This window comes from Kosmotoga olearia TBF 19.5.1 (assembly GCF_000023325.1).
In the GTDB taxonomy this organism is placed as follows: Bacteria; Thermotogota; Thermotogae; order Petrotogales; family Kosmotogaceae; genus Kosmotoga; species Kosmotoga olearia.
This window is the reverse complement of record NC_012785.1, coordinates 60,905-73,635: the sequence shown is the minus strand read 5'-3', so window position 1 is coordinate 73,635 and position 12,731 is coordinate 60,905. Positions and strand designations below refer to the sequence as shown.

The 12,731-nt window shown below is 36.5% G+C and carries 9 protein-coding genes and 1 pseudogene; 2 read left to right on the top strand and 8 right to left on the bottom strand.

The features are described 5' to 3' along the window. Window positions 1–54 precede the first annotated feature (54 nt). Window positions 55–297: pseudogene (locus tag KOLE_RS00330) on the bottom strand (transposase); the annotation flags it as partial. Window positions 298–326: 29 nt separating this feature from the next. Next, window positions 327–836: a hypothetical protein gene (locus KOLE_RS00325; RefSeq protein WP_041288597.1), complete on the bottom strand. Its 510-nt coding sequence runs from the start codon at window positions 834–836 to the stop codon at window positions 327–329. 187 nt (window positions 837–1,023) lie between these two features. Here KOLE_RS00325 and istA point away from each other — a divergent pair, with 187 nt between their 5' ends. Further along, window positions 1,024–2,493 carry an IS21-like element ISKol1 family transposase gene (gene istA, locus KOLE_RS00320; RefSeq protein WP_012744575.1) on the top strand — a complete coding sequence of 490 codons (1,470 nt, stop codon included), beginning with the start codon at window positions 1,024–1,026 and terminating at the stop codon, window positions 2,491–2,493. 7 nt (window positions 2,494–2,500) lie between these two features. After that, on the top strand, window positions 2,501–3,223 hold the full coding sequence (istB, locus tag KOLE_RS00315; protein ID WP_012744574.1) for an IS21-like element ISKol1 family helper ATPase IstB: 723 nt from the start codon (window positions 2,501–2,503) through the stop codon (window positions 3,221–3,223). A 122-nt stretch (window positions 3,224–3,345) separates the two neighbouring features. Here the strand turns inward: istB and KOLE_RS00310 are convergent, their stop codons facing one another. The 6 genes from KOLE_RS00310 to KOLE_RS00285 form a co-directional block, all read right to left on the bottom strand. After that, window positions 3,346–4,239 (bottom strand): HNH endonuclease, encoded by an 894-nt coding sequence (locus KOLE_RS00310; RefSeq protein WP_012744573.1) that lies wholly within the window; start codon window positions 4,237–4,239, stop codon window positions 3,346–3,348. A gap of 115 nt (window positions 4,240–4,354) precedes the next feature. After that, window positions 4,355–6,097, bottom strand: coding sequence for a GmrSD restriction endonuclease domain-containing protein (locus tag KOLE_RS00305; protein WP_012744572.1), 1,743 nt, complete (start codon window positions 6,095–6,097; stop codon window positions 4,355–4,357). Window positions 6,098–6,199: 102 nt separating this feature from the next. After that, window positions 6,200–7,138 carry a hypothetical protein gene (locus KOLE_RS00300; protein ID WP_158302994.1) on the bottom strand — a complete coding sequence of 313 codons (939 nt, stop codon included), beginning with the start codon at window positions 7,136–7,138 and terminating at the stop codon, window positions 6,200–6,202. 115 nt (window positions 7,139–7,253) lie between these two features. Next, window positions 7,254–11,054 carry an ATP-binding protein gene (locus KOLE_RS00295; RefSeq protein ID WP_012744570.1) on the bottom strand — a complete coding sequence of 1,267 codons (3,801 nt, stop codon included), beginning with the start codon at window positions 11,052–11,054 and terminating at the stop codon, window positions 7,254–7,256. Window positions 11,055–11,455: 401 nt separating this feature from the next. Further along, entirely contained in the window at window positions 11,456–12,058 is a 603-nt protein-coding gene (locus KOLE_RS00290; RefSeq protein ID WP_012744569.1) for a transposase, read from the bottom strand. A gap of 29 nt (window positions 12,059–12,087) precedes the next feature. Further along, window positions 12,088–12,423 (bottom strand): hypothetical protein, encoded by a 336-nt coding sequence (locus tag KOLE_RS00285; protein ID WP_012744568.1) that lies wholly within the window; start codon window positions 12,421–12,423, stop codon window positions 12,088–12,090. Window positions 12,424–12,731: the final 308 nt, after the last annotated feature.

Below are 12,731 nucleotides of genomic sequence, written 5' to 3'. Positions count from 1 at the left end.
TTGAGATAGCGGGCGTGTCACATATTTTGTGTAAACCCCAAACTCCGGAAAAGATCAGACATAGGATTTCACCCAATCAAATTCTATCATCAAAGTGGCAAGGATTTTATCCCATTCATTTATTCTCACGGTCCATTTTCTAGTTATATTGTTAATGGCGAGATATGCCAGTTTCATGAGAGCCATGTCATTGGGAAAAACACCTCTGTTCTTTGTTACCTTCCTGAGTTGGCTGTTCAGGGATTCTATTGGATTGGTTGTGTAAATCAATTTTCTAATCTCTTTGGGATATGTATAAAGTCAATAGGTTTTTGACCCGGAAGGGTTCAGGAATATACAACGGCTACGAAATACGATATTACATCCCGAAAGCACTTCCAGGCCGATAGGTAGCATAACCCTTGGTAGGAAGGAAGCTGGAAAACCGCAAGACCTTTTTTCTCACTTGCCTTTCTGGACACACGAGACAGACACCGAAAAAGGTGTCTGTCCCTATTTTTTTTCCCTATTTTTTTTCTAATGAATTCTCCTATTTTATCCCTTGTACCTTTACGCCATAATCCATTCCAAACAATTTTCTCTTTTCCTTGCAAAAGTTTGTCTGGATCACAAATACGGTAATTACCTCCCAATGTTTCTATAAGATGTTCTTTCATCCTTTGACAAAACGTTTTTCCGGTTTCTCCAATATAGTCTATTAAGTATCCATTCTTATATTTCACCGTCCAGAAATAGATACCATTCTTGCGGGAAATGTCCGTGTTAAAAAGCGAATTGCCATCATTTCCAAACAATTTATAAGGACCCAACAGCCTTAAAATTACAATATCTTTCATTTTATTCTCCCTCACTAGTACAAATTCGCATAATGTTTCGCTTGTACACAGAGCTCTAAGCTTATTGTATGTGGTCAAATAAAATTGACCCCCCAGGGCCATAGAAAATTGACCCGTTACCCCGTGGAAAAAAAGACCTTCTTGAGCGAGATAATAGAAACAATCTGCTCAAGGAGGTATACGAGGGGTGAAAAACGTGTACGAGGTCAAAGAGATTCAACGGCTCTATCAGGAATATGGTTCTATTCGTGAGGTAACAAGACTCACCGGGATATCCCGGAACACTGTTAGGAAGTATTTACGCAGAATCGAAGCAGTGAAATTAGGAAGCGCAAAGGAAGTGATTGTTAGGAAGCCCGTTCCTTTTAAGCGTCGGACGATTGAGCCAAGGACAGTAGCGAGGATTGAAGAACTCCTGGATTCCAACAAGGACAAACCCAAGAATTTGCAATTCACCGCGAAGAAAATCTGGCAAATGGTGGTTAAGGAAGGACACAAGATAAGTTATACCTCGGTGAAAAGGATTGTTCGCAAATGGAAGGAAGAACACGGTCAAAGGGATGTCTACATCATTCAGAAGCCGGATGGTAAACGAGCTGAATTTGATTGGGGAGAGGTGGAACTGGTCATTGCCGGTGAAAAAGGGAAATACCCTGCTGCATTCATGGTACTGAATCGTTCGCTGTATCGTTTTTCCAGGGTCTTTGAAAGAGAAACTGCCCAGGAGGTAATCCAGGCACACATAGACTTTTTCGAGGAGATTGGTGGTGTACCACAGGAGATATTCTACGACAACATGAAGGTGGTGAAAGACAGGAAGAACCTGAACAAGAACTTCGTCAAATTTGCCACCTTCTTTGGATTCACTCCCAGGTTGTGTAATCCTTATTCACCCCAGGAAAAGGGGACAGATGAGGAAAGTGTTGGTTTCGTTAGAAATTGGGTATTCAGTGAAAGGAATGAATTCGATTCCCTGGAAGAAGCGAATGAATATTTAAAAGAAAAACTGGCAGAACTAAATGCTTCTCCTGTATATGGAAGAGAGTTAGTTCCGGTAAAAGCTCTCAATGAAGAAAAACTAAATGCATTACCTACCGCCAGCTACAACAACTATCGTCTTGAAGAAAGGATCATATCCAGATATTCGTTAATAATGCTGGACGGTAATTACTATTCTGTTCCTGAGGATTGCCCCGGGAAGAGAGTGCAGCTGAAGATATATCCAGACCGTATAGAAATATTGAAAGAAGGCAAAGTCGTTGCGGTTCACAAACGCTTAAGAGGTAAAGGTAAATACGCCATACAGATAGCTCACTACCTGAACACCCTAAGAAAAAAGCCTGGAGCCCTTGCAGGATCAAGAGCCTTCCAGGCATTAAACGACACACTAAAAGTCGTGTTCGGCAAATATTATACCACTAAGCCAAGGGAATTCGTACAATTACTGGAATTATTGAACGATTATGACGAAAAAACCTTCTGCGAAAAAATAGAAGAGCTCTTTGAAAACGGGATTATCCCAACAGCAGACATAATGAGAAACCTATTACAACAAAAGCCCATACAATATGAAACCTTTGACTATCCTTTGAAGATACAGATAGACCACGGTGATCCTTCTGAGTTCGACAGATTGGTAGGTGTTCACCGTGGATGAAAAACTAATGAGATTGTGCAAAAGGCTGAAAACACCGGGAATATTCAACAGTTACGAGAGAATCACTAGACAAGCTCAACAAGAAGGCATGAGTTACATTGAATTCCTTCTGGAGATACTGGAATCGGAAGTACAATCCAGAGAAAGCAGAAACATAGTGAAAAAAATAAAACGGGCTGGATTTCCAACACCCAAAAGATTTGAAGAACTCAACGAAGCAGCCCTTCCAGAAGACGCCAGGAAACATCTTAAAGAACTGAAATCGTTGAAATTTTTAAGCGAGAATAGAAACCTAATACTGCTGGGTAACTCCGGTACAGGAAAAACACATCTGGCAACGGCAATAGGAATAAAAGCCTGTGAAGAAGGATATAACGTTCTATTCAAAACAGCGGCAGGCCTGATTAACGAACTGAAAGAAGCAAAAGACGAAAAACAACTTGTGAGATACGCAAAACAATTCAAAAAGCTCGATCTGGTGATAATAGACGAATTGGGATACATTTCCTTTGACATTGAAGGTGCAGAGCTGCTCTTCCAATACCTGGCAATGAGATACGAGACAAAGAGCACGTTAATTACAACGAATCTCGTGTTCTCGGAATGGATAAAGATCTTCCATGATAAAGCCCTAACCATGGCATTATTAGATAGAATCACACACAATGCCGTGATTCTCAATATGTCTGGAAGAAGTTACCGAAGAAGGGATATTTTAGAAGATACCTGAGGTGGGTAGCGGGTCATTTCCTTATGGCCCTCCCGGGTCAAAAACCTATTGACTTTATACAGCTTATCCAATAATTGGGCGGAAAAACTGTCAGTCACTCTTTGTTTTTTCCCAATTACCAATTAGTAATTAAGTACAATTAGTTTTTCCATTCTTCGTTTTAAAGCGTCTTCAGATGGGTAGTAGTTTTTGTTTTTAGGTAATTCAATCGGTTTGTTTTCAAATCTTTCGTAGCTGGTTCCCGTCAAAATATTGCTCAATCTGACACGGTAGTTAGTATCTATAGTCAGAAGGTTCGCGTCGAATAGTTTGTGAACATCGCTTCTTAAAATGAGCCCGTTTTGTAGATGGTTGCTGTTTTCTCCCAAGTATGGATCTATGTGAGCAGCCTCAAGGACCAGTGGGTAGTCTTCGCGGGTCACAGCACATTTTCTGTAAAGCTCTAACAATCTTTCCCTAAATGTACTTTGACCAATTCTCTTTTTATGCGCTGATAATGTATATTCAACCGTTACTTTCTCATTTAGAACATAATTCCCTATTTTATCGATGGTATATTCCGGTCTAATTATTTCTGCACCTTTGATGTACTTGAACTTCTGCATAGCCTGCTTGATTTCAACACCTATTTCCCGAGAATCGAAAAACTCGTCATCCTGTAAAAAAACTGGATCCTGAAGCATTATGCAACCAATAATGGTATTTTCATCTATGCGAGTTCCTCTAATTGCAGATAATTGTTCCAACATTATATTGATGTTTGGAGCACCATTTGCCTGACCAAATTTGTTCCAGGCATCTCTGACCGTTAACTGAAAGGAGTAAACATATCTGGCGTATCCGCCAACTTTTCTGTATGGACTCTTTAAAAACAGGTAGAACATGTCTCCTGGATTTATTTTCTTTGGTTCCCATCCAGTTGGCGTCCAGAAATTTATTAACTTAAAGTCTTTCTCTCTGTTCTTCTTTCTCAGAAATTTAAACCAACTAACATCAGTTAAAGCGATGATGTCCATAATTTGTTATCTGTATATCTCAATCTAAGTTAATTTGGTTCGATGTTTTGTCTTGAGAAAGTGGGTTATCTTCACTCAAAGGGTATCCTGTCACTACTTATTGGCTGTCAGTATTTTAGTCTTTAATCCTGTCTCCTACGAGTTGTGTTATTTCGTTTTTAATTAATTCTTCTCTCATACTTATGAAACACTCAAATTTTTCCTTTATCTCATTGGGAGGAGAATCTTCTTTTATACTCTTTAATAGTTCAAACATTTCTTTATTTATAAAATGCTTTTCTAAAACTTCCATTACTCTTTCTTCACTTCCGTGTATTTTGATCATATCGGCAATATAAGTAGCAGGTGCTTTCTTGCTGATTTTCTTATTTGTCAATGATAAAATAAGCGTTCTATTTAGAACAATATCTTTATCCACATCTACTCCTTTATTTTCCAAGAACTTTTTGGGAACAATATGGTGATCCTCTAAGTCCTTTGCTGAAAATTTAATCTTATCCTTTTCATAAAAGTCCCATGCTCCTTTTCTAAAAAGCAAATTGAAAACGCCTTTATAGATGGAACTTCCAGGATATCTTGTATCTATTTTCATAACACCCAATTTGTTCCTTATATCTAAAACAGTCTCTGGAATTTCACTTGAATCATTTAACCATTTTATTAAATCTTTAAAATCTTTCGTTTGTTTTGTTTCAGTAGAACCCGAATATCTTTCTGTAAATATCACACTCCAATACCATTTGTTTATCTTCTCGACATCAATATTAATTTCTCCATTCTCCGCTTTGATGAATAATCCAAGCCATATGGAAATCATTGATGGATAAGACAACCATCTATAATCTGCGATGCCATACTCAGAAACATCGAAGAGTCTACTCAAGATTTTATTTTCTAATATATCTATTGCGTTTTCCCAAGATTCTTTGTTTAGGATAGTAGAGTCTATTTTTATTATGTCTCTAGCTTTTATACTCATACCTTTACCCAAGGCTAACCCTTGAATAATGTAGTAAGGAATTTTTGTGTTTTTTATATCATTTGAAGCTATTTGTTTTAGCCAATATTTTTTATCAAACGCAGTCTCCCACTCTGTTCTTAAGTTAATGAACTTGTATAGTCGGGCTGTGAGTAAGTCGAATATAGATAGTTTAATTCCTGTACGGTTTATCCTTTCAAACAATATAGCTATATCTTCAGGTTTTTCTGTTAATGGAATGCTTAATACATGAATTTCATAATGCCTTAAATGATCTAAATAACCTTTTACTTTCCTTGCATCCTCTCTTGAAAATAGACTTTTGAAAGATTCATGCCACAGATCTCCAAATTCATCATCGTCTGCTAGAAACGTTAATGGCAATATTTTTTCTTTCTTCAATTCTGATAAGATATATTTTCCATTCCCATCCAATAATGCTTTATATTCTCTCCACTGTTTTGACCAACTGAAAACAGCACTTTCGATGTTATCTTTACACAATTCTTGTAGATCTATGAAAAATGCATATGGATTCGTCGTATTTTTTAATGGAATGTCAGGAGAATATAAAGCATAAAATAATGATGTAAGTCTTTGCTGCCCATCAAGTACTATAATTTCAGGTCTTGATGAAAAACCGCCGTTTACTTTGTTAGCACCTTCGATTGGAATTACTTTAAAGGGAACATCTGTTGGATTTACTCGTTGTATAAGAAAGGTACCTATGAACATTTTCTCAAGTAAAGAGCAAATTAGTTCTTCTATATCGCTTCTTGACCAAACAAAATTTCTTTGAAAATCAGGGAGCATTACTTCTCCACGATAGGCTCTTCTGACAAGCCCCAACAGTTTCTTCTTTGACCATTCTAATTCCATATTTTTCCCCCTCATACTTTAGTTTTAACACTCTTCCAACACGAGTCCACGGTTTTTAATTTGATCCAATATTTTGTCTTGAAAAAGTGGGTTGTCTTCAAATTACTCAAAATAATAAATTTCTCTCTTCCAAATTGTTGTTTCATCTATTTCATCTGAAGTATCACGAAGCTCTAATTCAATCCAGTTTCCATAGTCATCGTATTTTACGGTTGTCCAATAACTTAAATTTACTCTACCTCTGGTTATAGCTTGTTTATAGTTTTCGTATTTTGTGACTCTGTAATCTATTTTTTCCCCATGAGAATCATAAACCGTTTTCACGATTGCTGTACCTGAAGGATCAGTAATATACTCTATTTTCTCTTTGTTACCCAAGATCCACTGCTTAGAATAACGGCTTTTCTTTTCGTAAAAAAAGTTTTTAACCTCAAGAACTAGGCGTCCGGAAGAATCGTATGTGTATTTTGTATTTCTTAAAGCACTAATAGTACCCATGTTGACTATTTCATCTATTTTCTCGTATTCTTCGCTGAGCAACGAATCAACATTGAAATCGCAGTATGTCTCAAGTTCCAATCTTTTTGAGAGTCTTCCTTTGGAATCATATTCATTTACAAAAATAATCAATGTCCAATCAGCAGTGGAAGGATTTATTAGTTCTTTAACCAAATAACCATTTGGATTATAAAAATAAACGTACATGTTTGTGTCAGAACCATATACCTCTTCGCTGCCTATTTTTTCAACCCATTGTCGCTTCTTAATTAATTTAACGGCCCTAACTGGTCCATTCAATCCCTGACGGTATAAATCATTTATCACCTCATAATCCTTTTTGATTTTACTTATAGAACCAATATTTGCGTCAGCGAAAGCAGTAATTGAACAGTTTGAAAGGATTAGCAAAGCAAGCAATATACCTGAGACAAATATCCCCATTTTCACAATATTCCCCCCCCTAAAAAATATAATTAACAATGCTAATAACAAAACATCAGTTAATAAACCTCTTTCTTCAGCCATTCTCATTGTTGGCACAAAAGCCGCTGCCGCGAATCTCGGTCTCCGGATCCCAATTCTCGAATTATTGAATGCACTTGCCTTTTCTGGACATATGTGTCTGTCCCCATGTTTTATTCACAAGTGTTTACATCTATTCGTTCCAACCTCTTCTTTCCTCTTCTATTTTTGTATATTCAATTGATTCATCTAACCAATCTACATATTCTTCTATCCATATGAGAACATTCTTGTTTGTTTCTTTCTTTCCGAATTCTAAAAGCTCTTCTTTAACCTTTTTATAATGTAAGCTCGAGGAACTGCTCCATGCTTCCGAAGCAAAGTTTGCAGAAAAATTTCTTCGCACCTCTTTTCTGTCTCCATACCTTGCAAGCATTTCTCGCGCAAGACATACCTTTTTTTCTGAATGGAAAAGGAAAGGAGGTATAAAGGTCGCTAAATACCGCGATCTCATTTCAACGTCTTCGTTTACCCAATTCCATATATCTTCTGGATCAAACAGGTCCAAAGCACCTTTACCCTTTGTTCCGTCCCATTTTTTCCCTCGAAGCCATTCATTTAGATAAAACGCTCTTTCATCAATCGGAGGACCTAAATATTTTGATATTATTCTCCAAATAGATTTGGGTTCTCGAATACTCAATTCATATAGTACTTCTTGAACCACAAAGTGAGTTTTTACTGTAATACTTTTAGCATTTCCCAAATATTTTGTAACTTGCTCAGCAATTTTCTCAACAGTATCTGGATATTGGTCCACTAATTTGAGAGCGATCTCTTTCCAATAATAATCTATCATTTGATAATGCAGGACATTTTTAGGATTATTCCAGAAGACAGGATGTAGTAAAATTGATAAAGTAAGCTTGTATGGAACTTCTTTCTTATCATGATAGTAAGAGTAAAATAATTCCAACGCTATAAGTGCTCCTTTATGGGTTTTGTCACTCAGAAGGAATTTTATCCATTCGTTGAATATTTTTTGAGACATAGATTCGATAACGCTTCTATATTGGAAAACACGAAAAGCTTCAATCTCTATATATCCATTTTTCGCTAGATTCAAGATGTTCAAAGCAATTTTAGTTGTCATTCCAGATAACGCAGTTAACTCAGGTATAAACTTCCTAAAGAGTTGATCATTGGAGAGTTCCTCAATTTTCTCCTCCCAAAGAGCGCTATCTTTTTCATACATTGCATTGAGATAACCACCAAAAACTTGCATAGATACATTAGCATTAATAGCATTAATCTTTTTGTATTTTTCTATCAGTTTTTCCAAAAAAATAAGATTGATGTCCTTAATACCCATTCTGTATCCAAAAAGATATCCTCTTTTCGCTTTTTCAGTCAACAACCATTCATATTCCGACTCAAGAAGATCCGGGTTCTCCAAGCATTTCTTAACTAACTTATCAATATTGATTTCTACCCATTTAGTGTTGTATCTATCGCTATCCATAAGATAATCTTCCAACAAATTCATACTCACAAATCTCTTTAATAAACTGGAAAAATCAGAACCAATTAAATTATCCTTTAATTTATTCCACTTCACGTAAGTATCTTCATCCATTTTTGACCTTTCATAATGGAGAATTTGGGATACTACTTCGATTAATTTTTCTTTTTCTATCCAAGGTATGGAACTCATTTTGTTAATAGTCGCTCTTGCCATCTCATCAAGCTCAGGATGTATAACACTTAATCCTCTAATTGAAGATAAAAGTATTTCAACACCTTCTTCTCGTAAGTCTTCCTCAAGCACTTCCAAATGTTCTTCAAGATTTTTCCATACCTGTTTATAGTACTTAATTATCTCGTTCAAATCCTTTGGTTTCCACAGTTTTGGTAAGGGTTTTCCACCTTGATATTCTGCCTCTACCATTCTCAGAAAATTGGTAGATTGTAATGCTTTCTCAAACGCTTTTAAAGCAAGTCTTTTACGTTCTTTGGAAGATGAATTTATGGCTTCCTCAAGCACCGGTAACCTCTCTGTGAGAGAAGCCTCTGTAGGTGCTACCGGAGCTGGAGCTGGAGAAAACAAACTAGCAAACACCCCACTTGCATTATTAGCATATGAATCGTTTTCTGCCTCCCCAAGTGCAAGCAATAATCTTGCTGCATCTTGAAAAAAGTCCCTCCATACCACTATTTTCTCAAGAGCGTGAATTACATATCTTCTTCCAGTAATAAATTCAAGCAGCTCCTTTTTATTCCAGCGTCCAATCGTTCGTTTTAGACGTTCGAGTGCTGCTTTTGGATCTGCCTCTGTTAATTTTAAAAAAAGCTTACCCCCAATTTCTGTTTTAAACAAAGAGCCATCTGAGAATATACCATTAGATGAAAGAAGTTTTTCAATGGTTTTCTTCCCCTGACTTGTTGAACTAATATAAGGAAATCTTGAAATGAACCTTTCAAACATATCTTTGCTAAATTTGTCTGGAAAACTACCAACAAAATTCTCAAGATTGAAATCATTTCCGTAAATTTCCCACCATTCTTTTAAAAGATGCACTGCAAGAACGAAAGGAGTGATATAAATATAGTGTTCTCCTTGAACAATTCCTCTCTTTTTTTGCTCCGCAATTATTTCTTGGAATTCAATCCAATCGATTCTTAAATACTCAGCTAACCATTTAGATTCCTCCACTACTTTGTCCCTATAACCTATCTTTTCAAAAAGTGATAATCCCATTAGAACTCTTTTGGTTATCTTAAATCTTTCTGAATTTGTGTCCATCCTGCCTGCTATTAATCTATTTACAAGACTTTCATCACTTATAAAAAGAAAATCTCCTTGATATGAAGTAGGCACAGTTGCGTAATTGTTAGCAATAAGAACAGCTATTCTTGGACAACCTCCTGAAAATACTGATATTCTATCTATTGCTTCGCGTGGCAATCCTCGAAACTCTTCAGATAATAATTCTTTTATCTTTTCTTGAGACAGAGGTTCTAATTTCCAGTAATGAGTAGGAAACGACGAGTTATAATTACTTATTTCATGAGAGAGAGTTATTAGTGTTATCCTTTTGCCCACGTTAACAAAAGAATTCTTAAATATATCGTGGTCACTTGAAGAACACTCATCAACCACTATTATGGCATCTAAATTTTCATCTATTTTAAACTGATTAAACAAAGTGGAATTTTTAAAGTCTTCGGAGCTTTTAAAGTAAATAACCTTATTTTTAAGATCATTTGGGGATAATGCCTCAAATATCAAGCGAGTCTTACCGATACCGGATAAACCTTCTATTCTAATAATAGTAGTAGATTTTGCCGACCTTATTAGTTCTCTTATATCATTTATTATTTTTTCTCTTTCTGGATCTACAACAAATGTGTAGGGATTACTTACATCAAAATTCTTATGCCACAATTCGTAAGGCATGCAAGATGTTATATGAGGTTTCAAATAGCAGATGACAGCGGGAAAACGATTAGCAAATTCAATTATTTGGGAAGCTGTATATATGCGAATTTTCGGGTTTCGGTAACCAAATTCTTCCAACTCTTGTTTTATAGCTTCTTCACGTTTTCTTTTCTGCTGAGTTGTAATATCAGCAAACAAAACAAGAACATAGGTTCCGTCACTCTCCAAAATCTGTTTGATTTCAGGTTTTAGATCATTGTGAATATCTCCGTTAATATGAAGTTCTTGTTTGCACCGGGAAGGACATAAGTCTGAGCTCTTTATCTGGAATCCAGTTAATCCTTGGGGTATGACTTCGTCACTTGTAGGATTTGCGTCTCTAATAATAGCATCTATTCCACCATCGGGAACATTAATATTTTCTGGAACATCAATCATATTTCTACTAATTCCAACCTGCAACGCTTCAGCCCATAGCAATTTCCTAAAGAAACTAACAGCTCTATCCGGTCCCAAATTAGTTAAATCTTTTATTTCCAAACTAAACAAACTCATGTCCACCCACCACCTATGCATACTCCTAGCATCTAGCTAATAAAATGAGATTATTTTAAGCAAAACAAAAATCTAGCATTTAGTCAATAATAGGATAAACACTCTTCATGCAATAAAGTCTGGATTTCCTATTTCCAATCCCTTCTTCATGCTGACCAAGCTACAAGGTTCTGGCTTTTGTCCTGGTGGGTTTATCCCCCACTGAATGCACTTGCCTTTTCTGGACATACGTGTTTGTCCCTATTTTCCTTTTCTTGTAATTCTATTGGGTTATTCACTTTCTTCAATAAAAATGTTTGTAGTTGTGTTTTTACTGAGTGGAGTCCCATGTTTAATGTGATATTTTATTCCGTTCTTTTCACAAAATTCAATTACCCTTTGAACTTAGGGTGTCTCAAAAATCAGTAACAGCCAATAATATCAGCCACCTTTCTGTGAGGACGGCTGTTCAAGATATTGAACATAACACAAAGATTGTATGCCAATATGGCCAAACCCAATACCGCATCATAATTCCTGTTTCTCACATACCAAATGTATTCCAGATTGAAATATTCTTGTAGAATGTTAATCGTTCTCTCTATCTCCCAACGGTTTTTATACTTCTCCGCATATATTTGCCTCAATTGAATGCCCAGCCAACGAGCCTGACACTGTTTTTCCAGTGATACACCTTTCCTTTTGTTTGTGTCTATTACTGGTATCATGCTACTACAATCGAATATATAACGGTATATCTGTTGCGAATCATATGCGCTGTCTGCGAGGAAATACTTATATCCCTGGCCAGAATCTATTTGTGCCTTTGCCACCGTCGAATCGTGTACAGCTGCTGGCGTTGTCATCCAATCTTGAATCAATAGGTTCTGTGCAACCAAACTCATATGTACTTTTCTTCCATATTCCCAGCCTTTTGTCGTCTTTGTCCAACTGGATTGGGGGTCTTTGTATTTCCCTGTCCTTCTTCGTCTTTGTGCTGTATGGGCTTTACAAGTCTTGGTCACGAAAGGAATCCACCACCAACCCAATCCTTTCAAGTCCTTCTATATCCAAAAAGAGGTTTACAACATCTTTGTTTATCCTGTGAAGAGGCAATTCTCTTACTCTCCTGGATATAGTCTGGAATGGTGGTATGTTTTTCAAGTCCAAGAGTTCCCATGTATTTGGGATTCTTTTCTAAAAAGTTCTTTGCCCCACGATATGAGACATCGCATAGCTTCAATAAAATGGAAAGTTTCAAGATGCTCTTGTCAGAATAAGCCTTTCTTCTACCTCTGCCTTGTTTGTTAACGAAGTTAGAAGGCAAAAGCTTGTCTAACTGCTCAATAATCTTTACAATATCGCTTTTTGTGAGTTCTTGTGGTACCATTTATTTGGGCCTCCTTTCTTGTTTTGGGCTATTTCAATGGTACCACCATTGGAACTTGGGAGGCCCGCTTTTTTTCGTGACACCCTAATTTAGTAAAAAACACCGTCATAATTTTACCATTTTGTTATTGTAGCGACAAAATCGATGGCGGTTCAATGCAGCCGTTTGTTTTTTTTAAAGAAGTTTTCTTTTGCGGCGTTGTGATGATAGAATTATGACGCTGGAGATCAGAGAATTATGAGTTATGAGTTTGGAGTTAAGAGTGATGAAAATAATATGTTGCTCCCCTGAAGAATCGGACGGAAAAA

What these genes read in the sequence shown, in the direction of transcription:
- istB (WP_012744574.1), top strand. Translation starts at nt 2,501, where the DNA reads ATGAGATTGTGCAAAAGGCTGAAAACACCGGGAATATTCAACAGTTAC.
- KOLE_RS00325 (WP_041288597.1), bottom strand. Translation starts at nt 836, where the DNA reads ATGAAAGATATTGTAATTTTAAGGCTGTTGGGTCCTTATAAATTGTTT.
- KOLE_RS00305 (WP_012744572.1), bottom strand. Translation starts at nt 6,097, where the DNA reads ATGGAATTAGAATGGTCAAAGAAGAAACTGTTGGGGCTTGTCAGAAGA.
- KOLE_RS00310 (WP_012744573.1), bottom strand. Translation starts at nt 4,239, where the DNA reads ATGGACATCATCGCTTTAACTGATGTTAGTTGGTTTAAATTTCTGAGA.
- KOLE_RS00295 (WP_012744570.1), bottom strand. Translation starts at nt 11,054, where the DNA reads ATGAGTTTGTTTAGTTTGGAAATAAAAGATTTAACTAATTTGGGACCG.
- KOLE_RS00285 (WP_012744568.1), bottom strand. Translation starts at nt 12,423, where the DNA reads ATGGTACCACAAGAACTCACAAAAAGCGATATTGTAAAGATTATTGAG.